28 protein-coding genes, 1 tRNA gene and 3 pseudogenes are annotated in these 26993 nt (G+C 62.8%); 16 read left to right on the top strand and 16 right to left on the bottom strand.

Annotation, left to right across the window (positions count from 1 at the left end):
- Positions 1-34: 34 nt before the first annotated feature.
- Together CH285_RS09795 and CH285_RS28670 are read right to left on the bottom strand one after the other, a co-directional pair.
- Positions 35-466, bottom strand: a pseudogene (locus CH285_RS09795) (transposase); the annotation flags it as partial.
- Between the two features lie 126 nt (positions 467-592).
- A pseudogene (locus tag CH285_RS28670) lies at positions 593-994 on the bottom strand (DUF1490 family protein); the annotation flags it as partial.
- Between the two features lie 3 nt (positions 995-997).
- On the opposite strand from CH285_RS28670, the gene CH285_RS09785 reads away from it, so the two are divergent.
- On the top strand, positions 998-1327 hold the full coding sequence (locus CH285_RS09785; protein ID WP_230593084.1) for an ArsR/SmtB family transcription factor: 330 nt from the start codon (positions 998-1000) through the stop codon (positions 1325-1327).
- On the top strand, positions 1327-2019 hold the full coding sequence (locus CH285_RS28345) for a cation transporter (RefSeq protein ID WP_032372068.1): 693 nt from the start codon (positions 1327-1329) through the stop codon (positions 2017-2019). The genes CH285_RS09785 and CH285_RS28345 overlap by 1 nt, the downstream gene beginning before the upstream one ends.
- Before the next feature lie 32 nt (positions 2020-2051).
- Here CH285_RS28345 and CH285_RS28340 read toward each other — a convergent pair.
- Positions 2052-2272: pseudogene (locus CH285_RS28340) on the bottom strand (acyl-CoA dehydrogenase family protein); the annotation flags it as partial.
- Here CH285_RS28340 and CH285_RS27900 point away from each other — a divergent pair.
- Both CH285_RS27900 and CH285_RS09770 read left to right on the top strand, forming a co-directional pair.
- On the top strand, positions 2171-2491 hold the full coding sequence (locus CH285_RS27900; protein WP_032371906.1) for a hypothetical protein: 321 nt from the start codon (positions 2171-2173) through the stop codon (positions 2489-2491). The pseudogene CH285_RS28340 and the gene CH285_RS27900 sit on opposite strands and share 102 nt — an antisense overlap.
- Positions 2492-2759: 268 nt before the next feature.
- The gene (locus CH285_RS09770; protein WP_141214491.1) at positions 2760-3125 is read left to right on the top strand and encodes a hypothetical protein; all 366 of its coding nucleotides are present in this window, start codon (positions 2760-2762) and stop codon (positions 3123-3125) included.
- Between the two features lie 210 nt (positions 3126-3335).
- Here the strand turns inward: CH285_RS09770 and CH285_RS09765 are convergent, their stop codons facing one another.
- The 4 genes from CH285_RS09765 to mobF all read right to left on the bottom strand — a co-directional run bounded on the left by CH285_RS09765 (position 3336) and on the right by mobF (position 9014).
- Positions 3336-3908 carry a hypothetical protein gene (locus CH285_RS09765; protein WP_052066533.1) on the bottom strand — a complete coding sequence of 191 codons (573 nt, stop codon included), beginning with the start codon at positions 3906-3908 and terminating at the stop codon, positions 3336-3338.
- On the bottom strand, positions 3905-4045 hold the full coding sequence (locus CH285_RS27895; RefSeq protein ID WP_155290206.1) for a hypothetical protein: 141 nt from the start codon (positions 4043-4045) through the stop codon (positions 3905-3907). The genes CH285_RS09765 and CH285_RS27895 overlap by 4 nt, the downstream gene beginning before the upstream one ends.
- Before the next feature lie 74 nt (positions 4046-4119).
- Positions 4120-4530 (bottom strand): hypothetical protein, encoded by a 411-nt coding sequence (locus tag CH285_RS09760; RefSeq protein ID WP_094643451.1) that lies wholly within the window; start codon positions 4528-4530, stop codon positions 4120-4122.
- A 440-nt stretch (positions 4531-4970) separates the two neighbouring features.
- Entirely contained in the window at positions 4971-9014 is a 4044-nt protein-coding gene (mobF, locus tag CH285_RS09750) for a MobF family relaxase (RefSeq protein ID WP_094643450.1), read from the bottom strand.
- A gap of 328 nt (positions 9015-9342) precedes the next feature.
- On the opposite strand from mobF, the gene CH285_RS09745 reads away from it, so the two are divergent.
- The 5 genes from CH285_RS09745 to CH285_RS09730 all read left to right on the top strand — a co-directional run bounded on the left by CH285_RS09745 (position 9343) and on the right by CH285_RS09730 (position 13126).
- Positions 9343-9876, top strand: coding sequence for a hypothetical protein (locus tag CH285_RS09745; protein ID WP_094643449.1), 534 nt, complete (start codon positions 9343-9345; stop codon positions 9874-9876).
- On the top strand, positions 9873-10061 hold the full coding sequence (locus tag CH285_RS09740; RefSeq protein ID WP_094643448.1) for a hypothetical protein: 189 nt from the start codon (positions 9873-9875) through the stop codon (positions 10059-10061). Before CH285_RS09745 ends, CH285_RS09740 begins: the two co-directional genes overlap by 4 nt.
- A 452-nt stretch (positions 10062-10513) precedes the next feature.
- Entirely contained in the window at positions 10514-11146 is a 633-nt protein-coding gene (locus CH285_RS27890) for a hypothetical protein (protein ID WP_176458450.1), read from the top strand.
- Positions 11143-12354: a PrsW family intramembrane metalloprotease gene (locus CH285_RS27885; protein ID WP_176458449.1), complete on the top strand. Its 1212-nt coding sequence runs from the start codon at positions 11143-11145 to the stop codon at positions 12352-12354. Before CH285_RS27890 ends, CH285_RS27885 begins: the two co-directional genes overlap by 4 nt.
- A gap of 403 nt (positions 12355-12757) precedes the next feature.
- Complete coding sequence (locus tag CH285_RS09730; RefSeq protein ID WP_032371900.1) at positions 12758-13126, top strand: histone-like nucleoid-structuring protein Lsr2; 369 nt, start codon at positions 12758-12760, stop codon at positions 13124-13126.
- A 258-nt stretch (positions 13127-13384) separates the two neighbouring features.
- Here the strand turns inward: CH285_RS09730 and CH285_RS09725 are convergent, their stop codons facing one another.
- The gene (locus CH285_RS09725; protein WP_032371899.1) at positions 13385-13720 is read right to left on the bottom strand and encodes a hypothetical protein; all 336 of its coding nucleotides are present in this window, start codon (positions 13718-13720) and stop codon (positions 13385-13387) included.
- A gap of 531 nt (positions 13721-14251) precedes the next feature.
- On the opposite strand from CH285_RS09725, the gene CH285_RS09715 reads away from it, so the two are divergent.
- The 5 genes from CH285_RS09715 to CH285_RS09695 all read left to right on the top strand — a co-directional run bounded on the left by CH285_RS09715 (position 14252) and on the right by CH285_RS09695 (position 19223).
- Entirely contained in the window at positions 14252-15466 is a 1215-nt protein-coding gene (locus CH285_RS09715) for a tyrosine-type recombinase/integrase (protein ID WP_094643446.1), read from the top strand.
- Positions 15463-17706 carry a tyrosine-type recombinase/integrase gene (locus tag CH285_RS09710; protein WP_176458448.1) on the top strand — a complete coding sequence of 748 codons (2244 nt, stop codon included), beginning with the start codon at positions 15463-15465 and terminating at the stop codon, positions 17704-17706. Before CH285_RS09715 ends, CH285_RS09710 begins: the two co-directional genes overlap by 4 nt.
- Positions 17703-18110, top strand: coding sequence for a DUF6262 family protein (locus CH285_RS09705; protein WP_052066450.1), 408 nt, complete (start codon positions 17703-17705; stop codon positions 18108-18110). Before CH285_RS09710 ends, CH285_RS09705 begins: the two co-directional genes overlap by 4 nt.
- 153 nt (positions 18111-18263) lie before the next feature.
- Positions 18264-18779, top strand: coding sequence for a hypothetical protein (locus CH285_RS09700; RefSeq protein ID WP_141215498.1), 516 nt, complete (start codon positions 18264-18266; stop codon positions 18777-18779).
- A 21-nt stretch (positions 18780-18800) separates the two neighbouring features.
- Entirely contained in the window at positions 18801-19223 is a 423-nt protein-coding gene (locus CH285_RS09695; protein ID WP_141214929.1) for a hypothetical protein, read from the top strand.
- Between the two features lie 53 nt (positions 19224-19276).
- Here CH285_RS09695 and CH285_RS09690 read toward each other — a convergent pair whose 3' ends face one another.
- The 7 genes from CH285_RS09690 to CH285_RS09660 all read right to left on the bottom strand — a co-directional run bounded on the left by CH285_RS09690 (position 19277) and on the right by CH285_RS09660 (position 24762).
- Entirely contained in the window at positions 19277-19813 is a 537-nt protein-coding gene (locus tag CH285_RS09690; RefSeq protein ID WP_255032515.1) for a DnaB-like helicase N-terminal domain-containing protein, read from the bottom strand.
- Positions 19814-19921: 108 nt separating this feature from the next.
- Positions 19922-20227, bottom strand: coding sequence for a hypothetical protein (locus tag CH285_RS09685; protein ID WP_032371893.1), 306 nt, complete (start codon positions 20225-20227; stop codon positions 19922-19924).
- Between the two features lie 176 nt (positions 20228-20403).
- Positions 20404-20967, bottom strand: coding sequence for a hypothetical protein (locus CH285_RS09680; RefSeq protein ID WP_094643443.1), 564 nt, complete (start codon positions 20965-20967; stop codon positions 20404-20406).
- A gap of 441 nt (positions 20968-21408) precedes the next feature.
- Complete coding sequence (locus tag CH285_RS09675) at positions 21409-22284, bottom strand: DUF2637 domain-containing protein (RefSeq protein WP_094643442.1); 876 nt, start codon at positions 22282-22284, stop codon at positions 21409-21411.
- Positions 22281-22631: a hypothetical protein gene (locus CH285_RS09670; protein WP_094643441.1), complete on the bottom strand. Its 351-nt coding sequence runs from the start codon at positions 22629-22631 to the stop codon at positions 22281-22283. Before CH285_RS09670 ends, CH285_RS09675 begins: the two co-directional genes overlap by 4 nt.
- Positions 22631-23431, bottom strand: coding sequence for a ParA family protein (locus CH285_RS09665; protein WP_094643440.1), 801 nt, complete (start codon positions 23429-23431; stop codon positions 22631-22633). The genes CH285_RS09670 and CH285_RS09665 overlap by 1 nt, the downstream gene beginning before the upstream one ends.
- A 1118-nt stretch (positions 23432-24549) precedes the next feature.
- Complete coding sequence (locus tag CH285_RS09660) at positions 24550-24762, bottom strand: helix-turn-helix transcriptional regulator (protein WP_230074464.1); 213 nt, start codon at positions 24760-24762, stop codon at positions 24550-24552.
- A 124-nt stretch (positions 24763-24886) separates the two neighbouring features.
- Between CH285_RS09660 and CH285_RS09655 the strand changes: the two genes are divergently transcribed.
- Positions 24887-25519 (top strand): helix-turn-helix domain-containing protein, encoded by a 633-nt coding sequence (locus CH285_RS09655; protein WP_032371889.1) that lies wholly within the window; start codon positions 24887-24889, stop codon positions 25517-25519.
- Positions 25512-26726 carry a tyrosine-type recombinase/integrase gene (locus CH285_RS09650; RefSeq protein ID WP_032371888.1) on the top strand — a complete coding sequence of 405 codons (1215 nt, stop codon included), beginning with the start codon at positions 25512-25514 and terminating at the stop codon, positions 26724-26726. The genes CH285_RS09655 and CH285_RS09650 overlap by 8 nt, the downstream gene beginning before the upstream one ends.
- Before the next feature lie 164 nt (positions 26727-26890).
- Here CH285_RS09650 and CH285_RS09645 read toward each other — a convergent pair.
- Positions 26891-26965 (bottom strand) — tRNA-Thr (locus CH285_RS09645).
- Positions 26966-26993 lie beyond the last annotated feature (28 nt).

Here is a 26993-nt window from a genome sequence, read left to right as displayed (position 1 = left end):
ATTCGGCTAGACATCCCAGGGCCGTAACCAGTCTAGCGGCGGTGGGATGTTGCGACGTTCGGTGTGCCCAGGCGGTGTGTTCGTCGTACTCGGTGTAGTGGCGCACGCAACCATGCAGGAGTCCGACAAGGCGATTGCCGAGTGCGCAGCGCGCTCAGCGGTGAAGGTCCCCGGCAGCTCGGTGTTGGTCGTAGAACGCGCGAGCGCCGGGGCCTTGGTTGAGGGCGCAGACGGCCCAATTGGTCGACCGCGTCGTAGAGCAGCCGGTTACGCACGTGACGGGCCAGGACGGCGCGTTTTTGGCCGTATGCGATCGTCAGGGGTGACGTACCGGCGGGATTCTTGCAAGACTTGGCAGTGTCTATCGGTTGGCGTCATCACCGAATTCACCGAGCACCCGCGTGCCGAGGATGACACCGAGTCCTGGCAGGAAGAGGTAGATGCGGGCGTACGGGTGTGCTTCTGTCAGCGTCGGCATGTCGGTGCGATCGTCGAAGCAGAGTGCGAGTGTCCGTGGCCGGTCTCGGATACCACCCGGCGGCGGGACCTCTTCGCCGAGGCGATCCCGGAATTCGGCGACGACATCGGATACTGCCAAACGGGCGGATTCTGCGTGGACTTCGACTCTCCGTGCTGCCCTGAGGCTGACCTCGGTGGCGCAAACAGCAGCCTTGCGAACTGGGGTCTTGTCCTGAGCCTCTTCGCGCCGTTGTAGGCAACGACGCCGACGGCACCGGACACGACCGCCGATACTGCCTTCGCGAAAATGATCGGAAACGCTATGGTCTTCACCCCTCAGGGGTAGAACACGATCTACGCCGTTTGCTCCAACTTGGTACGACTCATCCCAGGTCGTCCCGGGAATACGTGGACACCCGCGCGCCGCCCTTTCGAGTGCGGGGCGGTCCTTACCCTGCTCATGCTCTGGAGTAGGCGCACGAGCCGCTCGCGACGGTTCACTTATTCGTGAATTCAGATTTAGATGTACTATCATTTCGTGAACGTCGTGAGTGATGTGTCGGTGTTGTCGCGTTTCGGGCATGCGCTGTCGGATGAGACCCGTACCCGGGTGCTGATGGCACTGAAGGACGGGCCGCGGTATCCGGCGGAGCTTGCCGATGATTTGGGTGTGACCCGCCAAAAGCTGTCCAATCATCTCGCGTGCCTCCGCGGATGTGGGTTGGCGGTCGCGGTGCCCGATGGCAGACGAACGCGGTATGAGTTGGCGGACAGCAGCATCGGGCACGCGCTCGATGACCTACTAACTGTGGTCCTCGCTGTGGACCCGGCCTGCTGCGCCGCGTCGGTAGACGGAGGATGCTGCTGATGGCCGACGAGCTGGGCATGCCGGCGGTTGCTACATACGCCATTCTCATCGACCGGCGAGCTGTGCTGTCTCGACGAATTCGCTGGTTCGTAGCTGCGACGATCGCATACAACGGGGTCGAAGCCGTCATTGCGATCACCGAGGGGGTTCACGTCTCGTCGACGGCGTTGATCGGCTTCGGGTTGGATTCGATCATCGAAGTGTCCTCGGCTGCTGCGGTGGCCTGGCAGTTCGCCGCGGGTGATCCCGCGTCACGCGAGAAGGTGACCTTGCGCGTCATTGCGTTCTCGTTCTTCGCCCTAGCTCTGTATGTGTCGGCCGAAGCGGTTCGATCCCTCCTCGTCACCGGCCAGACTGACCACTCGGCTGTCCGTATCGTTTTGGCCGCAGTGAGTTTGGCGACTATGCCTCCGCTGTCGTGGGCGCAACGACGGGCAGGCAGGGAGCTTGGTTCCTTGACTGCCGTCGCCGATTCCAGGCAGACCTTGTTGTGCACTTACCTCTCGGCTGTGTTGTTGGTCGGGTTGCTCTTGAACAGCCTCTTCGGGTGGACGTGGGCAGACCCGGTTGCGGCTCTGGCCATCGCGATCCTCGCGGTCAAGGAGGGCATCAGCGCATGGCGCGGAGAGTCTTGTTGCGCGGGAATCGTGACCGCGGATTCGATTGCTCCTGAACGGGACTGCCCGTGCTGAGACCGACCGGCATGTCGGCCAGGTAGACAATGCCGCAGGTAGACCTCGTAGGGCTGCGCTCCGCCGCCCCACTCCTCCGGGTACGGGAGGCTGAGAAGCCCGGCTTCTCCGAGGGTAGCGAAGACCCCGTCGGGTAGGTCTCTTCTCGTTCGTGCTTGTCGGCGATCGGGTCGAGCACTTTGTCGGCAATGGCCCGCGCGCGCTGAATCAGCTCACGCGCTTCTCCGGTGAGCAACAAGCGTTCGACGCGCACAACAACCCCCGAGTGAGCGGGTATCAGTACTGTGGACCATCCGTGCAGTACTGTCAGACAGTACTGCACGAAGAGCTTCGGTATCATCGGGTCGAGCTTCTCGATCGCGCTGGCCGCGAGAAATGCGACTTGCCAGAGGGGCAGGAAACCTGGTTGTGCTGCACCAGTTTCGGACGGCTTGTTGTGCCGGAGGTGAAGTACAACAGCAGCGGATCGTAAGGAGTCGTGACGGTCTCGAACGGAACGGGATCAGCGATCGAGTAAGTGTCGCGGTAGGCCAGCCAGCCGGGAGTCCCGTCGCCGCTGATTTGCCAGAAGTCTCCGAAGCGTCGACGAACTTGTGGGCGTCGATGCCGTTGGCCACTACTGCGCGGGCACCGCCACGGCCGATGCGGTCGGCAAGTTCGGTCGGCCCGACAGCGGTGGTCGTAGGCATGAGAACGGCGGCGCGCCGGCCCCGTCGGTGCATGGTTCTACAGTGTCGCGTGTGAGTGGGAACGAGGACGTCGGCGTGGCCATGGTGCCCGATCGTGTGCTGGACGACCTCGCAGAGGTGCTGATCGACAGGCTCGATCAACTTCTCGATCGGTTGACCGACCGGGCGTTGGCCGCGCCGACACCGGGGTCGGCTGTCTGGGAATCGGAATGGAGCGACCGCGAATCAGATACCGGGCGAGCTCGCGCCGTCGAGCGGTCCCGGGTTCGATCGGAATTGGTGCGCCGCGCAGGTGCCGGCCTCGGGATGGTCGGCCTCACTCCCCCGCCGTCACTGCCCACACAGGTGGCATCACCGATGCGCGGACGACGGGTCGGTCGTGTCCGTGTCGACGAGGCTCAGCTGACGTTTTTCTGAAAACGTCTATCGTGGTTCATGTTTTGCTCTTTCGGCGCAGAGAGCCAGTGATCCTGGCTATCGATACTGCGTGTTTATCCGCGAGACACCCCTGTCGCCTCCTCTTTTGACCACGGTCGGTGCACGGGCACAGTGTTTTTCGTTCAGTGTGACGACAGCGTCAGCCCGGCGGTATCGTCTCTGTCGATCCCGGTTCTGTGCTGAAGTCGTTCAGCAGTCGGTGGCGGTGAGGCGGTAGTTCGAGACTTTCCAGCCGTCGTCGGTGCGTTCGAGATCGACGGCCCCGGTGTACCCGGTGAACGGGGTGATCGCACCGCTGCGGTGCTGGACGACGCGGTCGATGGTGATGGCGACGGTGGCCTGGTTGTCGCCGTCTATCTCGGTGGCAGTGCCGTTGGTGTAGATACTGGTGTCGTGTGCGGCGAGGGCGGTGACGATGTCGCCGCTGCGTGCCCATGCCGACCATTCCGGGATGGGCTGCGGCGCTGGATCGGGGGGTGTCGCGGCGGCGGTAGCCATCGACCCGGTCAGGTTGTCGCGCTGGGCGTGCAGGGCTTCCCACGGTGAATCTTGTACTGCTGGTTGCCATGTGTACACACCGGACATGACCGCCGTTGCGACCCCGGCGGGGTCCGTGGCCGAGGGGTCGATGGCGATTCCGGCGTCTGTGCTTGCCGGTGGGGGTGTGTCCGAACCACGGGCGAGGAACACGGTCACGGCCGCGATCACTACGGCACCGGCGATGCCGCAGCACGCGAGAACAATGTTGGCTCTGTGGGTCATCTTGTACGTTCCTGCGAACCGTGTGTATCGGTGGGGTCGGTGTCGGAGATCTGGTCCAGCGCAGCGGCTTTGGCGATGACTGCGATCCAGCCGGTGACCGGTCCTCGTGAGTTGGTGCGGTCGAGGATGTGTGCCATGTCGGTGCTCCTTCGATTCGGTGATGGTCAGTCTCGCAATAGGTACCGACACAGCGGTGTCGGCCGGTGCAGCTCTAACCGATGGTCGGGACTCCGGCCGCAGCGAGGACGCTGACCGTCCAGATCGCCCACATGGAGATCGTGACGGCCGCGAGACCAGTGGCTTTCTTCAGTGCCGTCAAGCTCCAGTTCCGCCCGTGTGAGTAGTCCATGGCGACAGCGGTGAGGCTGCCGACTGTCATGGCGAAGGTGATGACGATGACGATGACGATGACGGCCCACCATCCCTGCGTGACGACGTCCTGCGCGGCAGCGACGCGACCGATCTCGGCGGAGGCACCGTTAGCCGTGGCCAATACCCAATCGGCTATCGGGACAGCCCACGCGAGCCACACGATGAGAGCGGACAGAGCGAGCGCGATCAGGACCCGGTGGAGATCACGGGGTGTTACCTCGTATGTGGTGCGAGGCGGTGTGGTGGTCATAACAGTGCCGTTCGTTCTTCGTGCGCATTGGATCGGGCTATCGGGCCAGGTCGTAATCGTGTAAGCCCAGGGGCTGCATGGAAGCTTGGCGGATCAGCTCTCGAACGTCGGTTGCTCGGGGCGTCTGGCGTGATGCCGAGTTCGGTATCGATGTCGAGGCGATTGAACAGTTCGCGGCCCAGTTGCACTCGGGTGGTGAACAGGCGCAGGGTGCGCCCGTCGGGCAGGTCGACGGTGCGGGGTGGAAGTCGTGCTGCTTCGATCTCGACGATGTCGGTAGCGTTTCTAAGTCTGTACGGATAATTTGCCGGAAAGGTGTCGGGCTATGTCGAAAGTGCTCCTATGAAGGCGATGTTCGGGCGCACCGGCCGGTGCTGCTGTCGTGGTGATGCTTGCGGCGCGGTGGCACTACTGGCGGCAAGAGGTATGGGTGGCAGGTCTTAGATGCGTGGTTCGCGGGTCGGTCCGGGTTGTCGAGCTTGCTGTTGGCGTAGTTGTTCGCGACGTTCGGCTTTACGTTGCTCGGCGAGGCGGCGTTGCTCGGCGGCGCGTTGCTCCGCGGCCTCTCGTCGCGCCCGGTCCGTGTCGATGATCGGATCTGGCGTCGCGGGTTGCGGGGTCGGTGCCGGCTGCTGTCCGGGCACTGCATGGTTGGGTAGCTGAGCGGGTGCGGTGACTGTCTTGATGCGGGCGTTGACCTGGTCCCACGCGCGGGCCGCTTCGCCGTGTTCGGGGCGGTCTCCGATGAGCGTGCGGTCGGTGTCGATGCCGAATTCTTCTCGGTAGGCCCCGATTTGGCCGGCGGTGATCTGCCAGCGCAGTCGGGCACCGCCGGAGTCGGGAATCTCTCCGAGGTGGCGGGTCCAGGCGGGTTGTTCGTCGACGGCGTGCTGTCCGAGCTCGCGGGTGCGTTCGGCGATCTCGGTGTATCGGCGGCGGCTCCAGGCGACGAGTTCGGGGTCGATTCCCTCGCGGTCCTGCATCGGCGGCAGGACCCAACTCGGGGCACTGTGGTCGCGTGCCTCTCGGCCGAGGGGCCAGCGTCGTTCGGCGTCGTCGAGCAGATCCGCTGCACTCGGGTCGGGTTCGGTGACACCGCGTCGCAGTTCCACGATCGCGGCGTGGGGGTCTTTGCCGGCGCGTTCGGCATTGCGTAGATGGGCGGCGAGGTCGGGCCACGCCCCGCCGTCGCCGAGGATGGTCTCGGCGTGCTCACCGAACTGGGTGCGCAGCGTCGGTTCGATGCTCTGCGTCCACGCGTGCATCTCGTCCGCGCCGTTCTCGATGTGCTTTTCGAGTCGCCAGTGCATGACGGCGGAGACGGAGTCGGCGCTGGCGAGTTCGCGCTCTGAGCGTGCGGCGGCGAGGGTGGGGGCGGCGTCGAGGCCGAGCTGCTCGGCGCGGCGGTACTGGTGGACGAAGGTGTCCCATTGGGCTTCGGCGATCATCGTGTGCGCCAACTCCGGACCCATGTTCTCGCGGACGATAGCTTCGATGCGGTGCGCGTCGATGAGTTCGCCCGCGTACTCGTATCCGCCGACGTTGTAGTCGAGCTTGCGGTGCGCGACGGCGGCGTCGCGTTGCTGTTCGGTCGCCGAGACGTCCGAGCCGTCGCGGCCGATGATGGTCCGCACGACTTCGTCGGCGATCTTTTTGTCCGGATGCACGTGGATCAGGTGCGGGTCGACGATCCGGTCGATGGGCACGTACAGCTGGTTTCCGTCCCGGCCGCGGGTGAGTGCGACGTAGAGGGCTTGCCGGTTCATGGTGTCGTCGACGAGGACGTGGACCTGGTCGACGGTCATCCCTTGGGAGCGGTGGATGCTGGCGGCGTAGCCGAGCTCGCAGTGCTCTGTGACGTAGTCGGTCGGCAGGCGGATGCGCCCGCCGTGTTCGAGGTGGCGCACGGTCAGCGATCCGTCGCGGTGCGCGGTCTTCACCGTCCACAGGTCGCCGTTGCGCACTCGTTCCCCGCGCGTGCCGGTGACGCGCAGGCTGGTGTCGTTGCGGCGGGTGACGATGCGGTCCCCTGCGCTGGCGCGCAGTCCGTCGGAGAGGTCGTTGCCGCCCTTCTTGACCAATCCCTTGGCGAGTCGTTCGGTGCGCGCCCGGTCGTTGAGGTCGCGGACGGCGTGGTTGCTGCTGGCGATCATCAACGACGTCGAGTCGGTGTCCGAGGTCTTCGCCCAGGCCGTGAAAACTTTCTCGGCGAGGTCGTCGGCCATGCCGTGCTGCACGCGGTCCTTCGCGGCGTACCAGGCGGCGACGGAGGTATCACCGTCACGCAGTCGCAGCGAGATCTCGGCTTCTTCCTTGTCGCGGAAGCGATGAACGTCGACCAGTTCCGGTGCCGCGCTCGACCGGGCGACCAGCCGCAGTGCGCCGCCGGTGTCGACGGCGGCGAGCTGCTGCGGGCCACCGAGCAGTCGGACCACTGCGCCGTGCTCGGCAGCAATGTAGGTCAACCGGTCCAGATCGTGTGTCGAGGCCATGCCCGCTTCGTCGACGAGGATCATCGACCCCGGGGTGATGCCGGTGTCGAGTCCGTTCTCGTAGCGGGTGAGGACGTCGGCGATGGTGCGGCCGGTGACACCGAGTTCGTCGCCTAGGACGCCGGCGGCTTTTGCAGAAGGCCCGAGGGCGATCACGTTGTATCCGGAACTGCGCCAGGCGTCGACGACGACGCGCATGGCGGTGGTCTTGCCGGTGCCGGCCGGTCCGACGCCGGCGGCCAGGAGGGCACCGGAGAACAGGAAGTGCTCGACGAGTGCTTTCTTGTCCGCGCCCAGATCCCAGCCCTTGCGTTGGGTGTGCACGGCGAGGGCGGCGACGTAGGCGTTGCCGGGTGCCATGACCGCGGTCGGGGTGTGGGCGGCACCAACGAGGCGGTGTTCGGCAGCGAGGATCGCTGCGCTGGTGTAGGTCTCGTTGCCGTGCACGGTCAAGATCGACGCACCGTCACTGCGTTGCAGCGCCTTGGGTGTCGCGTCGACCTGGCGGGTCAACCGGATCGACTCACCGCCGAGCGCGGCTTCGGTGACCTTCTCGGCGACCGCATCACGCTCGGCCGCGGTCGCGAACACCAGCGGCCGCAGTTGTCGTTGGACTTCGGCTTGGATGTGCCAGCGATTCCAGCTCGAGCGTTGCTGTGCGATACGTGCGACTGCGGTGCGGGCGATCTCGCGGTGGTCGATCGAGGCGGCATCGGTGACGGTGATCGTGTTACCGGTGCTCTTTTTCAGTGCGGAGTTCAGGGCGCGGCGACCGACGACGTCCAGCGCGCGTTCGCGCCATTCCGCGCGTTGGGCACCAAACGATTTCGGGGGTGCCTTCTCGTTGCGGGTTTCCAAGGTCGCCTGGTCGGCGAGGCGCATCTGCATCGAGGTCGAGGGGTCTTTGCCGTGGGTCTTGCGGTAGTCCGAGACGAGCTTTTCCAATCGTGACTCGATGGCGTCGCGGCGGGAGAACTCGCTGAGCAGTGCGGTGGGGATGCCCTCGATTTCACGGACGGCGCGCTTGTTCATTCCGGTGCCGGGTCGGTCGGCGAACACAGTGCCGAGCTCGCGGGTGACGTACTCCTCAATGAGGGTGTTGTAACGCTCGGATGCGGCGACGGCGAGCTTGTGCAGCACGCGGCCATCCAGGCTGCGCCATTTGCCGTCGACGCCTCGCACTTTGGTGGAGATCGCGACGTGGGTGTGCAGGTTCGGGTCACCGTTGCGGTTGTCGCGGTGATCGAACCGGGAATACATCAGGCCGGTCGATTCGATCTGTCCGACACCGGCTTTGCCGACGCGGGTGTATGAGGCGTTGTCCTCGACCCAGCCGATGGCATCGCTCACCGCGGCGCTGTGTGCGCGCTCGATCGCCACACGTGTGTCGTCGTCGCCCAGGCCCCAGAGAACTGACACCGATTTCTGCGGAGTGAACACGCAGTCGTAGCCGGCGACGGGTTGGCGTTCGCGGCGTTCCTGCGAGGCGATGTAGCGGACGAGCTCTCCTTCGCTGGACGGTGATCGGCCGACTTCGCGGTGGAATTCGTCGGCTCCGACTCGGTAGCGGATCAGCTGGCACTGGTCGGCGGTGAGCGGTTTTCCGCCAGCGGCGCGGTCTCTGTCGATCTCGGCGCGGATGCGTTTCATCAGCGGCACTTCGTTGCGGAAGCGCGCGAACTTGCGGCCGAGCCGCACGCTGTCGATCGCCGCCTCCGCCTGCGCTCCGTCGAGGACAGCGGCCTCGATCAACGCCTGGGCTTCGGGGTGCAGGCCTTCACCGAACAGTGCCTTCATCTGATCCTCGCGGACATGCCCGGACACACCGAGCTCGGCCGAGGCCCGCCCTCCCCAGATGCCCGGTTCGGTGCCTTCGGCGGCGTAGTAATCGGTGAGGTCTTGGCCGCGTTCGAGGCGGGTGTCGGCGCTGGCGACTTCGCGGGTGAGGTAGGTGTAGCCGTCGCCGGCGTGCAGCGCGTGGACGGTCATCATCGCGGGCACCGCCGCAGACGAGCTGGTGTGCGACGAGATCTCACGAGTCGATCTCCCTCGAAATTTGCTTCTGAATCGCGCGGCACGGTCGCGATAGTACGCAGATTCCACCCATGGACACTAATAGTGCAAGAGGTGTGTGGCGTTTGCTTTTTTATTTCGCGAAGAGATGCAGGGAATCTGAAGTCGACAGTATCTAGATTTCGGACGAATTAGAACGTGCATGGACGATGAGGGACGAAAGTTGTAGCAGGACAGATAAATCAGGGCGACCGTGGGTGCGTATGACCCTTTCGCCGGCCAGCATGTTGGCGGTAGCCTATCCAGCATGACTCCCTCGAACGGTGGACCGGTCAGCGCTCGGGAACGGGCTCGGAGAGCGAATGCGCAGAGATTGTCGGACGCACAGTTGCGTTTGAAGAATCAGGAGCAGGATCTGATTTCATATTTCGATGCCACCCGCGACGAACAAAAAATCAATGACGATGTGACCTCGAGGATCGAGCGGTTGCGGCGGGACGCGGAAACCAAACTTGACGCGACGCGCGAGCGGCGCGCAAGAGCACTTGCTGAGCTGAAGAAACGCGGTGAGACATACGCGAGCATTGCGGCCTTGGTGGATCTTTCAGTGCCAGAAGCGACGCGCTTGGTCAAATCGACGGTGGCGGCACGTGCGACAGTCCGGTCCAACGTCGATCCGGCTGCAGAGAATGACGCGGGTGGCACGAGTAGCACGGAAGAGAGTGTCGAGAGCCCTGGAGATTCCGCATCGATCACCACTGCCGAGCCCTCGAGAGATGAAGACTCGTGGGCAGATGGCGAGGGCGGACGCAGCATCGCGGTAGGAGGTGAACGACCGTGATCGCACTTGTTGCAATCGGATTGATCGTCGCAGGAGCGCTGTGGCGCGCTGGTAAGTCAGAGACTGGTTGGCGGTTCGCTCCTCTGCGGGCAACGGGAGTCATCGCCGCGGGCGTGTTCCGCATCAGCGTGATTGTTGCGTCGATCTTGTTTGCTTTTTTCGTCGCCGCCACTATTGGCGCATAGCGCAGCACCCTTCCATAACGAAGCGAGGCTTCGTCACGTGGCGATTTTCCGGCGTAGTCCGGATATTGCCCCATGCGGGTCACGGGTACGCACCACTTCGCCTTCGCCGCGCTCGTGCTCGTGTGCGTTTGGTGTTCCACGATCGTGCTATTGCATGCGTATCAGGTCAGCAGGTCACGTGCCTACTCGTGCAACCCGCAAGGAAGCACAGTTGCATCCAACGGTGCGGGAACATAATTCGGTGTGCTGCAAGCGGCGCACTCGGGAATTGCGTCGACACCGCAGGAGCCGAACGGGTCGAGCGTGAGGACTCCATTGTCGGGAGCGATGCGGCCTTGTTGATTCGTGACTGTGAAACTCGGAGGCGGCAGCCGACATCGAGGTCGACGCCGAAGTAACATCTGAGATGTCCAATGAATGTGTAAAGGCACCGAACAGGGAGACGCGCGCCTGTGACACTGACCCAACCCAGCAAGCACAGGGCGCGGGTGCCGGCCGAACACCGGGTGCTCGGCCTCGACATACGATCACTTCCACCCGCACTTTTTGTCATCGCAGTCTTCGTGGTCCTGACCATCGTCGTACCGAGAATCGACTCCTCTCTCGCCTGGGACGATCCGACCGAGGCAGGCGAGCAACTCGCCCTCACCGACGCCATCGAATTCACCCCCACCGCAGGCTGGAACGTCGAAAGCGGTTTCCGAGTCGACCCAGGCGAATCAGTGCAGAAGTCCGGCGACGTCATTCTCGCCGGCGACGGTGTGACGTTTCAGATCTCGTCGGACTCCTTCGACGGCACTCCGTCCCAACTACTGGACCAGACAGCGAAGGTCACCTCTCGTACCAGCGATCCTTCCTTTCAGGTCGAGGGCGATCGAACCAACCTCACGACGGTGACCGGAGAACCCGGCGTCCTTGCGCCCTACAGCAGCATCCGAGGCGACGGTCTGGCAGCGACCTTCGTCATCGACGGGACCGGCCTGCAGATCACGGCATACGGCCCACCCGCCCAGATGACCGCAGCCGCCGAGAACATCCGAGACATGATCACCAGCATCCGCAGCACGGACGGGAACAACCGATGAGCGACAACGCAATCGAGACGTCGACGGATCTATCGGCTACCGATGCGCAGCGACGCCAGGACGACGCTGTGAAGATCTCCGGCTGGGGCGAACGATTCGTGTTCTTCCAACCTCACAATTTCTCGTTCTGGGTGTACACCGCTCTCACCGCCCTCGGTGCTGCACAAGCCTGGTCATTCTTCGCTCCGAAGGCCGGGTTCTACGCCGACGGGTTCGCAATAGCGGCCGTCCTCTGCGGCCTGTGCGGTCTCGCCTGGTTCGCGTGGTTTCGCCACATCGACCGGTGGGAACGTCAGCCCGGCACGCTCATTGCAGCTGCGCTGCTGTGGGGCGCAATTCCCGCGACGTTCGCCTTCGCCATGACCGTGAACACCGCGATGCTCGGCATCTACCCCAAGCTCTTCGGCCAAGTCTGGAGTGCCAACTGGGCCGCAGGTGCGACGGCACCGATCACCGAGGAAGCAGCCAAGCTCTGCGGATTCGTGCTTCTGATGGGCCTCGCTCCGCGCTTGGTCCGAACCGCAAATGACGGCCTGATCATCGGAGCCTTCATCGGACTCGGATTCGCCATCTTCGAAGACTTTCTCTACTCCGCGACCGCGTCTGCTGGGTCGTTCGGGACCGACCCGTTCGGCAATGCCGTGCAGATGTCAATTACCCGGATCGCGGTCAGCTTCATATCCCACCCCCTGTTCAGTGCGTTGGTATGCGGTGGAGTTCTCTACCTGATCGGGACCAACGCGCAACCCCGCAGAATCGGACGGGGTCTCGCGTTCGTGGCAACCGGAATGTTTTTGCACTTCATGTGGGACGACGCGGGTGGCCTCAGCGGCGGCAACGGCTTGGCCGTCTTCGGCGTCTGGTTCGTCTCAATAGTTATCGGATTCACGGTACTGACCATCGCGTTCCGCCGTGCTGCGCCGCGCGAGTACCAATTCGTCCGCGACATCCTCGCCCCCGAGGTCGAGGCCGGACATCTCACCGATACCGACGTCGAGGGCGTGCTGGAGAAGAAGGCACGCAAGGCATTCGAGAAAGCCGCTCCGAATCGGCGGTCCCGCAAGGCGCGCAAGCATCTCCGACGAGCAATCCTCGACCTTGCACACGACGTCGCGCGCGACAAGAGTTCGGACACAGAGGCCGTTCGACACTCCCGCGCCGAGGTGAAACGCCTCCGAGCTGATTCAGAACTAACCCGAGCCCTCTGACAGCACCTTCTCACTGCTGGCTGCAACCGAAATCCCTCAAAGCCCGGGCGATCCAGCGGTGGTGGGCCGTTCAAGGTTTGCGGCCCCCGGCACGTTCGACTCGCGCGACTCGTCCGTTTGAGAATGGTGGCCGACGGGTGGGTGGATCCGACCGGAACATTTGCGGGCGTCAACGCGTCCAATACTGTTGCGCTGCAGCGTTCGCGATTGCTGAGGGCACCACCTGTGCGCCAGCGGTAGTGCATTCTCGGTGTCTGAACGCCCGAGAGCGGCAAGTCGAAGACGACTCGCTCGCGGCTCGCGTGATTGTGTCGATGACGAAGGCGAGGATCGGCGCCGGTTCTTCTGCATGAAGACGAATGCAGTATCGCTTCGTAACGTGTATCGGAAAGGTTCTACTGCTGTGGCCAAACGAGTGACAACCCAATTGGTGGACGATATCGATGGCTCGGTCATTGACGACGAATCCGGCGAAACAATCGAATTCGCGATCAACGGCATCGAGTACTCGATCGACCTGAAAGCAAAGAACGCGAACGAATTTCACAAGAAGCTCGACCTCTACATCGAGCATGCGACGCGGCTCGGTGGCCGCAAGCGTAAGCCCTCCCCCGCTGCCGCGTCGACCTCGGCAGCGGCTAGCGGTTCGGGCAAGCGTGATCCAGAGCAGACCCGGGCAATCCGGCAGTGGGCGTTCGACCAGGGCTACGAGATCAGCGAACGTGGCCGCATCCCGGCCGATATCGAAGAGGCGTACAACGCTGCGCACTGACAGGCGGTGAGCCGCCTGCGTCTACGCGGGCGGGCGGATTCCTGTTCGCTGTGCTCCCGGGGGTGTGGCAGGACAGACGGAGCTGGATCGGGGCTGCTGCGCGACCGTCCGGCGTTGCTCAGGGTCGACGCCCCGCGTGGCTCGGTTGCAATGATCGGCGCTCTTCGCGTCTGCTTCTGCGTCCGTCGTCGATTTCCCAGCTGCAGCACTTGTGCTGATTCGCATCTCGCAATCAACGGTCGAGCTGCGGCGTGCGAGTCAGACCAGCAGGTCGTACGCCCACTCGTACACCCAGCGAGGCAACGCAGGTGCATCGAACGGTGCGGTAGCAAAGTTCGATCCGCTGCGAGCTGCGCACTCGGGGATCGCGTCGACGGTGCGAGGGCCGAAGGATCTAGCTGCGACGATCCACTGTCCGCGGTGAGGCAATCGGATGGCAGTCGACACTGTGCACCGCCCACCGAAGTATCCGGCGGTAAGCTTGTGGCAGTCCCATTCGACGTGCTGGTTTTGTCCGAAGAAGTGTGTCAGCGTCTCGGCGAAGGTTGGCCCGTAGAGGGTGCCCCTGTCGGTGTCGATGCGGATGAAGTTCATGGCGTCGGCCTCTTCGAGTCATAGCGGCAATGCGAGGTGTGCGTTGAATGTTGCTCAGAACAGCGGAATTTGGTTGCGCGCAGCGAGACTCTCGCGAAGTTCTCGGAACTTCCTAGAAGGTCTGAGGCGACTGCCTCGGTGTGACCGATGGACCGCGCGACGTCACTGAGCGTCGTGCCGGCGGCGAGCGCTTCATCTATCTCCCGCCCGACAGCGAGGTCCTCGACTTCGCCTGTATCGAGATGCGCGACATCGATGGCGGCCAATCGTGCAGAGGCGAGGGCAGCTCGACGGCGCTCGTAGCCCGACTCTGTCTCTTTCCGCGCGGTCATAGTGTGCTGCCGCTGCGGAAGGCGTTCAGGCGGTTCGTCGCTTCACGTTGCGCCCTTCCGATTTCGACGAGCTGGTCGAACAGGAATTCTTATCTTCACCCCACCTCCAGGCGTCTTCGACGTCATGGGAGCGTCGGCGCGTCGGCTTTGTTTGCACGTGAGCTGATGGTTGCCTACACCCGTACGGGAGGTGGGTGTCATGGCTCGGACGCAAAAGGTGGTATTGCCGGACGGCGGGGTGACCTGGACTGTCCTCGACCTCGACCACGCGGTAGTAGGCCCTGTCGAAGAATGGCTGGAGTGGCTTCGGGTCGCGTGCGCGTTCAGCCCCAACACCGTGAAGGCGTACTCACGTGGGCTCGCGTTGTGGTGGCACTACCTCGAGCAGAACGGGGTCGAGTGGCGCGATCCCGGCCTGACCGCGTTGAGCGGATTCATCGGCTGGCTCACCGGCGGAGATCTGCCCACCGCACGCCAACACCCTGCCAAGCCCACGACGTGCGGGCCGCGAACGGTGTCGCTGCGGTTGGCGGCGCTGGCTTCGTTCTACGAATGGTCCGAACGCCAATACGGCGCAGTCGCACCGCGATTGGGGCGTGCGCGGCGTGAACCGGAGTTCCAATCGTTCTTGGCGCACCTGCGGAGCCGGCGTCGCGATCGCCCCGCAGTGCTTGTCCCGCGTCGCCGCTGGCACACCGGTCCGACACCGGTGTTCCTGCCGGTGCATGTGCAGCGAATCCTCGACAGCGCAGCGACATTCGATCCAATCGGCCGGTCGTGGGCGGGGAATCTACGTGACCGTCTGCTGTTCGAGATACTGGCCGAGACAGGCCTTCGTCTGGGCGAGGCGTTGGGTGTGCGGCACGAGGACTGGGTCGTCGGACGCGGCGGCACACCGTATATCGAGGTTGTTCCCCGCGGCGACAATCCCAACGGCGCCAGAGTGAAGAATATGAGGGCTCGGCGCGTGTTCGTCTCCGACCGGCTCGAGCGGCTCTACGGGGACTTTCTCTACGAGGTCGGCGCTCTAGCCGACCGTCATGGCTTGCCGCTTCGCGACACCGACCCCGTGTTGGTCAATACCGGTGGCGGACAGTTGCTGGCGGCGATGACACCGAGCGGGGTCTACCGGGTCGTCGAGCGGCTGCAGAGCCGCGTAGGCGGTACCGTCCCCACCGGTTGGACTCCGCACTGGTTCCGGCATACCCACGCCACGGCGCTACTTCTGAGCGGTGTTCCCGAGCATGTCGTCATGCGGCGACTCGGCCACGCCCAGGTTCAGACCACTCTGGACCTGTACGGATGGGTGACCGAAGAGGCGGAGCTACGCAGCGTGGCCGAGTGGCGGACATATGCGCAGGGATGGCACCTACCAGCCGAGCAGGGATATACGACAAACCTGGAGAATCGATGAAGTCTGCTGCATTGCCGCTGCCCGAACACAAACAGGCCGGGGTCACCGACCACGATCTCTGGGAACTCGTTCCCGAACATGTCCGGCCTGGAACGACTCTCGACATGCTGGCCTGGCCGTGGAACGAGGTGATCTATCACTACCCGAGCCGGACCCACCAACATGTCGCACTCGATGTTCCCGATCCGATCCGCCACGAATTCATCTGGTGGCTGTGGTCACTGCATATCACCGGTGAACGGGTCTCGCCGGCCGCGGTGTCGACGTGGATGAATTCGATCGCCCAAATCAGCAGCTCGCGGGTCCAGCGAGGCCACCCACCGATCACATCCTTCCTCGACCTGGACCTCGAAACGTGGATCACCGAGGCCCGGTCGGCGTTCACCGCCCGCCACCAACGTCTTCCGGGCGCACGGTTCAGCCAAAACCATCTGCAAATCATGCGCCGCCTCCGGCGGGCGGTCGGCATCGCCTATCACGAACAGGCGTGGTGGCAGGCCGAGCTGTGGGATCCCCTCCACGACCCCCGAATACCAGCACGCCGACACGAACCGCGCGGTCATGCCACCGTCGATTGGTCGACCGTGGAACCGGACTGGCTTCGTGCCGCAGGCCAATGGTGGCTCGGAACCCTTCTCAACGCCGACCGGATTCGGTGGGGCAGCGTCGGTCGATACCGAACCTCGTTGTGCGCTCATCTCGGCCCCTTCCTGATCGAACGCGGAATAGACAGTCCGGTACTGGTCACCGACCCGGCGACGATGCTGCGTCCGTTCGCGAACGACTTCCTCGGCTGGCTACGCACCCGCCGCGCGGCCAACGGGCCCAACAAAGGCCAGCCGTTGTCCAACAAGACCATCTCCCTCACCCAGACAGCAGTGAACTCGATGTACGCGTTCTTCGTCGAACACCGCGACGAAGCAGCATTCGTCCTGGGCGACCCGCGATGGCGTGAGCTCACCGAACGCCACCTCGTGCTGTGGCCGCGAGGGGAAACGATCTCGGTCGTGCGCTCCGACGACGCACCCGAATACCTCGACGACGAAGATCTCAGTCGCGTCGCCGCGCATTTGGATCTGGTCGGTCTGCCGGTAACGGACAGTCGCACCATCGTCGTCGATGGGCAGGACAAGACAGTGTTCGGACTCGGCGACCCGCAGGTCATGCGCGCCTATCTGCTGCTGATACTCACCGGCCGCCGAGTCAACGAAATCCTGATGCTCGATCCGGACCCTCTGGGCCCGTTACTCACGGCACCCGATCGGCAATCCGACCCGAAGAAACCGGAGCCCGAAGACTCGGCGTCGGAGTTTTTTGTGGCGCGGCTGCGCTACCAGCAGACCAAGATCGATGGAGCCCCGAACACGATCCCCGTCGAGCAGGCCGTGGTGAACATCGTTCGCGAGCAGCAGGATTGGGTTCGCGACACTATCCTGCCGACGTTGACCGACGGCGCGGAACCGAAGTATCTCTTCCTCGCCCGCAAGGGCAACCAACGGGGCCAGCGCCCGCTTGGCGGCATCCGTCAACGACTCACCGACCTTGCTGCGTTGATAGAGCTTCGTGACAAACACGGCCGCCCTGTCGATTCTCAGCGCACCCACCGGTTGCGGCATACCAAGGCCACTCAGATGCTCAACGCGGGCACACCACTTCACGTCGTGCAGCGCTATCTGGGGCACGTCTCACCGGAGATGACACTGCGCTACGCGAAAACATTGGCCCGCACTCATGAGGAAGAGTTCCTGCGGCTGACCTTGATCGGCACCGACGGGCGGGACCACGACATCGATCAACACGCGCTCCTCGATGTCCTGCAACTCGATCAACGCACCGACCGGATCCTGCCCAACGGCTATTGCCTGCTGCCGCGCCCGAAAACCTGCGAACGGGGGAACGCGTGCCTGACCTGCGGCGAGTTCGCAACGAATGCCACCTATCTGACCGAACTCCAAGACCAGCGAGACTCGACGCAAAATCTGATCGAAACCCGACGCGCACAACACTTTCAGCGCACCGGCAAGCACATGACCGACGACAACATGTGGCTCACCGCCCGCCGCAGCGAAGTATCCGCACTGAACCTGATCATCGCCAACCTCACCTCCCCTGACGGTGACGAATCGACCACGGTGCAGGGAGCCGGCGTCGGTGGCCGAGACGCGGTCCGCCGGGCATCACAGCCACGGACCCCGGTCGACCTGCCACTGGGCCCCAGCCGGAAAGGACATCGACCATGACACCCGATGCCGAACAACGCAGTCAACTGCTCCGCCGCTCTGCCGAGGCCCGTACTACCGCCGCATTCGAGAAGGCATCGAAAGCTATTGCTGCACTGAACAAACGCGGCGAAGCGGTGAACTTCCGCAAGGTGGCACGTGAAGGGAACGTAAGCCTCGACTTTCTCTACCGCAACGCCGAACTACGCGAGATCATCATTCGCTTACGGACCCGGAACGAACCGGCACCTGCGACACTGATTTCCCAAGACACTCAGAGCACGATCGTGCTCAGCCTCATCCGCCAACTGCACGAAGCGAAAGCCGAAATAACCCGACTGCATGCCGCGCTCGCCGCGGCACACGGCGAAAACCTCGCGCTACGCCGAACTACGCCCACACCCCCATACGAACCCGCAACGTGACCGGTACACCGGTGTCTCAGCAGCGAACCGGTCTGCGAATCATCTGACCAGACACTGCTATCGAGGGCATCGATTGATTGACCGCCGGGGGGTAGACACCCACCCGACAGCCGTGTCACAGTGGTCGAACCCAATCGTTAGCAAGGAGACGTAATGAAAATCCGCACCGCACTTACTTCAGCTGTTATCGCAGCAGTTATCAGCAGTGTGTCCGTTCAGGTGGCGAGTGCTGCTCCAGTCGCTGCCGCCCCCTCATCGTCGGCACCGGCCGCCGCTTCTTCGGAAGAAGCTCAGGTGGCTAACCTTGCGGCGGCATTCTCGGCGTTGGAGCGGATGCCGGAAGATCTGCAACAGAGGGCACCGAGCGACCCGGAGGTGCAGGCGTGGATTCAGAACAACATCTCCGATCCGGCACAGCCCGGTGGCGTGATCACGCCACAGTTCAACCCGTTCTCGTGCGCGGCTGCTATCGCCGATTTCGCCATCGGTGTCGGATTCCCAGTATCGAAAATCCTCCGGATTGCGCGCGAAGCAGGCGGTTTGACCAAGTTCGCTCGTTACGTATTCGATTTCGTGCGCGGGGGCACGTTCCCTGCCGAAGCGAGCAGTGAGTTGATCGAGCTTCTCGGCAATGTCACCGGTGTCGGCGGTTTGGTTGCGTGCCTCTAGGTAGGTTGAGTGACTGTGGACATGGAACCAACCCGAAATGAAGGTGCGGGCACCAAGATAGCTCTCGCCCTGATTCTGTCGGTCTGCTTCTTCTTCGGCAGCTATATCGTCTCGACCATCATCAGTGAGGTGTTGGGGCGACGTGGGCTTCCTGGCTCGCCGTTGATCTACGCTGTGGTCACTTTCCCACTCACGCTGTTGGTGGTGGTGTTCGAGGAACGCATCCAGGAATCGCACTATTGGCCACGTATCGAACGGTTCTGGTACGTCGGTATCGGGGCGATCGGTTCAGGCATACCCATCGTGTTGACGATCTTCACGCCGATGTTGTTTTGGCAGTCGCTCCCCCGCGGCGGACCCACTGGAGTCGCGATCGCCTCCATGATCGGTGTCGGCCTTGCGGTGATGGCACGCGGTTCCTACGCAATTCGCCGACATCGCTGACGAGACCAGGCGTCCGATATGGGACATCCACATGTCATGGCTACTCCTCAACCTCAGGAGGCGACACTGACCGTCAAAGACATGCCTGTCACAGCTCGCAAAGGGCGTTCATCAACCACAACAGCACCCGCTGCAGATAAGTACTCTTCCGGCGCTTCCTCGGCGAGCTGCTGAATTCTGATCCCAGCGTCGAAAAAACTACGTCGGTAACTTTCGGACAGGACCATGCCGGCGTAGTCAGTCGCCGATGCTCCGCATGCGTTCGCTGCGGTGACGTCGGTCAGTGTTCGACGCAGCCGTGCACCACGGTGTCCGCTGGCACCCGACCGGACGAGGACGCCCAGAACACTCGCGGGGTCGTGTGGGAGGTTGTCGATGATCAGCTCCTGCACGATGCCGTACAGCTCGCGATACACGGGATCATGGAAATCATCGGCCTGCAGCGTCGCTGCGATGCGGGCGGCCTCGTTGGTGTCCTGCAACCACATCAGTGCGCAGATGACCAGTGCTTCCGGTGCCGTCTCCGGATGGTCCGTCAGATCAGCGTGATCGTCGTCGTCGGTGGGTTCCACTGCTCTCAATGGGGTCATCTGTTCGCCTCGTTTCTATGTGCGGGTCTGTTGCGTAGAACTGGATTCGGTACTCCGGTGGCGCTGTGCTTGGTTATGCCGCGCTCGTCTTCATTGCGGAGGTGTGGGTCAGATGTAGAGAAGGTTCGGTGGTGCAGAGCCGTCGAACTGCTCGAGGCTGTCGAGGACGGCGTTGTAGTTCTCGGGCCTGCAGCTTCCGAGTCCGACGATGAGGGCACAGGTTCCGTCGAGTGTGACGAGGTAGGACGGCGGCGTTCCGTTGTCGGACGATGCGTGGTCGCGCGCGTCGAGGAGGGCGATACGGACGGCATCGGCGGCGGCCAGTTTCGCGCATTCGAGATTGGGTTCTGCTCCGGTTGCGGTCAGAATTTCCGGGTTGTCCTCAGGGTGTGTGGTGACGGTCCAGGTGATCATCGTTTGCTTCCTTGTCGCTCGTACCGGCCAGCTGCTTCTAGTCGAGCGTCACATGAGGTCCGTAATAAAGCGTTCGCTGCGGAGACCAATCGAGCGAGGATGTGGACAACTGTCGTGTCGAGTCAGCTTGTGGATAAACGACGTTCGGCCCCGGGGTTGGGGCCGAACGTGTGGTACTAGACGTCGTCGAAGACATCGAGGAGTTTGGCGGGGTCGCGGCGGTAGCGGCTGCCGTCGAGAAATACTCCGACGGCGGCGCGGTGAACGCGTCGGAGTTCGGCCATCAGGGTGTCGTAGCCGATGCGGTCGGTGATGCGCCAGGTGACAGGTCCCATGTGCAGGTCTACCCAGTGGATGGTGCGGCGTTGTTCGGAGCTGTAGCGGTGGTGCGGCACTGCGGTGTGTTCGGGGCTATCGAGCCACAGGACGGAAATCGCGGCGGCCCCGAATTCTGCGCCTGGTTGCGCGGGGTGAGGGGCTTGTCCATCGGCTCCGGCGAGTGCGGCCCGGACGGTCGCGAATCCGGTGATAACTGCGGATACTGTTTCGGCGCTGCGGAAGGTCATCATGACGTGACCTAGTGCGACAATCATCTGCGCTTCGTCGGTGGCTGCGGAGGTAGCGGTGACAGTGGCCTGTTGGGGTCCGGAGACCAGGACGGTTGTGTGGGTGACGATTCCGGTGGTCCGGGCGTTGTGTGCGGCGGTGGTCCGTCGTCCTGTGCTGGTATTCTGCGGCATGTCGGGCTCTCTTTCTGTTGCGGAACCGGCTCCCCGGCCCTTTCGCTCTGCCAATTTCTTTCGCCGTCATCTGGCTCGAAGGAGAGAAGGCGGCGCACTGGACCGGCGTCCTGGCCCTGATCCGGAAAGTTTTCAGCCGCAGGCGCTTTGAAAAGTTTTCGGAGCCCATCGGGCCGGAGCAACGCGGAGTCAGGGTTGGGTAAGACGGGTCAGGGTGTTGCATGCTCGATCGGAGCCAGATGTGCGAAAGAAATTGTTCTCTCTGCTGTGCGGAGCGCAGCGGAGCTCAAACCGGAGACCGCCGGAGGTGGTCCCAGGGCAGCGCGCGCCTCGACGCAGACTGAGCCATGCGGGCGCGACCACCTCACAGCCATCAACAGCCTGGGGCGATTGCGCGGGAGCGACGGATAAGGAACCAGGCTCGATGTCGCGGTAGCACTTCTATCCTGCAGACATGCGGTCACGCTCGCTGGCTGGCTTGTCATCGAACTTGGAATGCCCATCTTGGTGGCCATCGACGATCCCTGCGGTGACTTCTTCCCACTTCCGATATCGGCGCATCGCGGTCGATGCAACGGAGCCGTCCGTTTCTTTACCGATTCGTGCCCACGACCATTCGCGGTGGGCGTGTCGGAGCCGCGCTGTCTCCGCAACTTCGGGCGTGAGGGCGTCTACCTGTCGTCGTTCCAAGCCCGCCGCGTCGATGTGTTCTCCCCACAGGCCGTCCTCGCCCTCTGAAGCATCCCGGCTCGGGCTGGGGCCTTCTTGGCTGAACTCGGTGTCTGTCCAGTCCGGCTCCTCTGTGGCAGCACTTAGAGCGGGTTCCACTCTGACGGCTCCGCGGGGCGCACGAAGGATGACGGCCAGCACTTCCGTCATCGCAAGGAGCGCAATAGGTGCAATGGTGGCAATACCCGCCGAGACTACGGCCGGAAGCAAGGTCGCACTCCACACTGCGTGGTACGAGTTACCCGCAATCGACGCCGATGCGGCTACACGCAAAATCGTGACGACGAAGCGACGGCCCTTGATCGTGCGGTTGTCCGTGTGGTTGGACAGCGCTATGGCTGTCACGGTTGTCGAGATAATTGCGCCGTCCAACACGATTGGAATCACCCACGCTTCGCCGGGACCTATCCCAGCCATCACCGCGAGATCACGCAACACAGCGAAACTGAGCCAGAAGGACGCCCCGGCGATGCCTACTGTCAGCGCAACGGCCGTTGCGAGGGCCCACTGCAAGATCGCTGGATGGACCGCGACGACGTCTGACGGCTTCGTTGTCAACGGGGTTGCCGCGGAGTGTGATCGGCTCATCGGATTCTCGGTCCTCGTGCGAGAGGGCCCGTTCGTTGCGGGAACGGCGCACCGTCGTTGAATCTGTTGCGCAACAACTCCAGGTAGTCTTCGATTGCCGCATTGACGAGATCCGACGGGCCTCGCGGCGCGCCGGGCGTTGCGGACAGCGCTTCGGCTGCGTTGAGAAGATCGTCGACGGTGGACTGGTAGAGGTAGTACGAACGCTTCTGTTTTGCGTTGTCCGGTGTCGGTTGCTCACCGGTCTCGGCCGACGAAACAGTGTCGTGGGACTGCCGCGAGTTCTCCGGCGGATCGACCGGGCTCGATCCGGCGAGTGCGCTCTTCATACGTTCGGGCCGGGCCATCACAGCTGTCCCTTTGTGAGCAGCGCAAGAGTGTCGCGATAGATCGTCGACAGGCTGCGAGAATGTGTTGTCCCCCAGTCGATCAGGCTGGTTTGGGCCTCCATCGAGTCTTTGATGACAACCCGCTTGGGAACGGCATCGCCGAGGACGTTGATGCTTGCGGCGATCTCGATCAGTTGTTCTCGACCGCTGATCGTCGCGATCTCGTGGAGATTGACGATCGCCCCGAGCATGTCGAGGTCCGGGTTGTAGCTGCGCTTGACTGCGTCGATGGTGCGCAGCAATCGCGCGAGTCCATTGGCTGAGAACAGCGAGGACTGAGTCACGACGACGGCGGCGCGCGCTGCAACAAGGGCGTTGATGGTCAGCAGATCGAGGCTAGGTGGGCAATCGATGAGGATCACGTCGTACGCGCCGCGTACGACGTCGATTGCGTCGCGAAGCCGCCGTTCTCGGCCGGCACCGGCGACGACCAGTTGATCGCGGACATAGGCCAGGGACTCGTTTCCCGGCACCGTGGGTACAAGGTCTACGCCAGGCCAGATGGTGTTGACAACAGCATCGGCGATGGTCGCGTTCGACGACTCGGCGAGAACGTCGGCGACACCGACATCGTCACTCGCGAGCTCGGTCCTGGTCAGGACTGTGCTGGCGTTGCCTTGCGGATCCACGTCGATAACGAGTGCTCGCTTCCCCGCTTGGGCAACGGCGTAGGCGAGGTGAAAGACGGTGGTGGTCTTGCCCACTCCGCCCTTCTGGTTGCAGAACGCAAAGATGTCAGCGGGCCTGGTGGGTCTCACTTTCCATGAATGAATGGGACGAACTGGCGGTATAGCGGGAATGGGATGTCATGCACGCCTTGGAACCGAGGGATGAGTCGTGCCCCATAGAAGTGGTAGATGTATTGCCGGAAAGGGGTTCGATGCGTGAGTCGCGCGCCATAGGCGAAAGGCGCTCCTTAGGGGTATGAGAAGCGTTTACCGCCAATAGATCCCGTGCGCGACTCGCATCCTTTGTGGGTAATGGAGGTGTAACCCTCGCAGGATGGATGACGCCCGTCGCCGGCAAGTCATCTGAGGCACTCTTTGCGGGTAATTCAAGTATTGGACTGGCGGGCAACGCCGCCGTACCGCTAGCGGGAGCGGCTTCCACCGGCGGGCTGCTGCGCTCGTGTCCAAGAAACCAAGTGTGTTGCCCTGGTTGCATCGTCGAGGATTTTGCGTACACAACGGGTACGAGCAATAGCGCGGCACGGATTGAAAAATCGAGGTCTGAATGACGGTTCGCCATGCCAGGCAACTCAGTGATGTCAGCATTGCAGATGGGTCGAGCACTCAACTGGTACCTCCATAGTGGTGACGTATGAAAGACAAGGGACTTCGTTCGTTCCCTCCGGACCCCCCATGGCCCTGAGCCAATTTCCGCACCCACGTTGTCCGCTCCACGCCCGATAGCCCCGCGCCTCAGTGGGCGCGCGGCTAATCGGTATCGCCACCGGTTCGATGATCAGTCGAGCTGGTGGTGCCTCGGGGCCGGTCTCCGAGGATTTACAAAGGGTGCACAGGCCGGCGGCAGGCTGGTGTTTCGTCGGGCTCTGCCAGAAAACGACGCTGCTGCGGCACATCAGGCCTTGCTAGGAAGTTCCGTAGCCAAGGTTTGTGCGGCGCGAGCAGAAGAACTCGACCGCGCTGTCGCGGGTCGAAACATGCGTCATCGCCCGCTCGGCCCCTGACCGAAATCGAGGGCGGAGAACGGTGACTCGGCGAAATGTCTTGAATGACTTATCAAGACGCTCTATGATCGGTGGCGAAGCTCCTTCCTCACGGGTTGTGGTTTCGACGCCCTCGGCCTCAGTGCTGGTAACACTGAGATCTTCCGGGGGCGTTTTAGTTTCCTGAGGGACAATTGGCTTTGGGCCTCACGCGACGCCTGAGCTGGCATCGGATTGTGCCTCGAGACCCTCGATATACTCATCGATGGCCGTATCCGGGATCAGCCGGCGCTTGCCGACCTTCACGCTCCGGATTTCTCCGGACGCGATCTTGTTGAAGAAGTTGGAACGTCCAAGTCCCGTGCAAGCCATAGCCTCCGGGACAGACAACAACCGTCTGGGCATCTTCAGCACCTCCACTGAATTGTGTAGTAGAGCCACATTCCGCAGGACATTTCTGGTCAGTCCACGTGGTTCCACCACAGAGTAACAAGTACGTAGCCATCCCACAACGGTGAGACATTCTCCGCTAGACTGCGTAACCATGACGCAGTCGTGGGCGGAATCGATCGTTGCCCGGGTCGCCTCGGAAGTGCGCCGACTTCGAGGCAAAGACCACTCCGCTCTGTCCGCAGCAAAGCTTGCCGACAGGACGGTTGACTTCGGGTGGGGGATCTCGCGATCTGTAGTCGCGGACTTGGAGACCGGACGCAAGAAGAGCTTGGACGTCTCGGAACTCTTGATTTTGGCTGCGGCACTGGGAGTCTCACCGGCACAACTGGTCTATCCGGACCTCCCCAAGGGAAGAGTCGAAGTACTCCCAGGGCTCCAGCAGGAGTCTCACGATGCCCTTCGCTGGTTCAGCGGGGAGGCCGGGCTGATGCGGCCGAGCTCCGACTGGTCAGAGGAGGAATCCGACGCTCCTTTCGAAATGTGGGTGCGTGACACCTTCGACCCGAAGAACGATCGCGTTGGGATCACTCGTGAATGGCTTGATGCGTTGAAGGCGATGCGGCGCGCCCGGGTGCAGCTCCGAAACGGCCTTTCCAAGAATGAATCAGCTGAGCACATCGAGTCGATGCAATATCTGTACGAGGATGCTCGACGGCGTTCGGAAGAGCTCTTTAGACGGATGACCGAACTGGGCATGAACACGCAGGACGAAGAGGATGGCTAGGCAGCAACTGCCGCCACAGATCAAAAAGATCTACGTCACCAATCGGTCTACAGGCAGTACCGAGTTGCGGTATCAAATGACCGTCGACGCTGGTGGTGCCGACGCCACCGGCACCCGGGCGTCGAAGCGAACGCAGTTGCGTCGTCGATTTCTTACGGAGAAGGACGCTCGCGCAGCCCTGTCCAAGGTGCTCGAGGAAGTCTCGAAGGGGACATTCGTTCCCTCCTCGACCACCACGGTCGAGGAGGCTTGCGCTGAGTGGCTTGCCGGACGACGCGTACGAGAGTCCACTAAAGCCGCGTACACCCATGCCCTTCAACCGCTGCGCGATACTTACGGCACGCTATCGGTGCAGAAGTTGACCAAAGGTCACTTGGACGCTCTGGTGAACGATCTGTTGGCCGGCAGCTCGGTCAAGCCCGATGGCCAACTGCGACGTCCTTGGAAGGCCACTTCGATCAATCCGATGCTCAACCTTGTAAGCGCGGTCCTCACCGGGCTGATGCGAGAAGGGCGTTTGGTTCGAGACGTCGCCGCGCTCGTCGACCGCGCGCCCCGTGTGCACGTCGAGATGCAGACATTCACGGAGGACGAAGTGCAACGCCTCCTGGAAGCATCGACGTCAGACCGGAACGGCCACGCCTGGTTGCTTGCTCTGAGCGGCCTCCGACGCGGTGAGCTGTGCGGGCTTCGATGGAACGATGTCGATCTTCACGCCGGCAGCCTGACAATCAACAACACGCGAGTCTCGGTCAATGGACGCGTCGTAGAGGGCCCGCCGAAGACAGAAAGGTCCAAGCGCACGCTTCCCCTCACGCCGGCCCTCAAATCCGCACTCGAGACTGCACACCGCTTGCAGGGTGTGGAACGGAAGAGTTCGACCTACGTCGGCCCCGGCACCTACGTCGTGTCCGACGCTGTAGGGCGACCTTTTCATCCCGATACGGTCAGCGACTATTGGCGCAGGCTATGCACCAACAGCGATGTGTCCGACATCCGCCTCCACGACGCGCGCCACACGTGTGGGACTCTGCTGCACCTTCAAGGTGTGCCGATTGCCGTGATCTCGGCATGGCTCGGGCACTCGGACAACGCATTCACAATGCGCACCTACGTCCATTCCCAGAACCATGCGCTACTGGGCGCGGCCGATACGTTGCAGTCACTCGTCCGGCCTCGCGACGAGCCATCCGACGATGCGCGTTGACCGGCGTTTGTCCGCAACCGTCCACATAGGAGCAGGCGGTCTCACCAGGCGCTGTTTCGGCGAGTTCTGGAGCACTTGTGACATTCTGTGACACCGAGCTCGCCTAATCGGCGATGAATTTCATTAGAGCTAGCACAAACGGCCAGTTCAGACCCAATTTTCAGTGGAGCCTCCTAACGGGATTGAACCGTTGACCGCTCGCTTACAAGGCGAGTGCTCTACCGCTGAGCTAAGGAGGCAGTGAAGCGAGCCAAGCATACCGTTCAA

It is taken from the genome of Rhodococcus sp. 05-2256-B1, from assembly GCF_002258465.1.
Lineage (GTDB): Bacteria > Actinomycetota > Actinomycetes > Mycobacteriales > Mycobacteriaceae > Rhodococcoides > Rhodococcoides fascians.
Note: the sequence above shows the minus strand (reverse complement) of the source record. Positions and strands in the feature narration are given on the sequence as shown.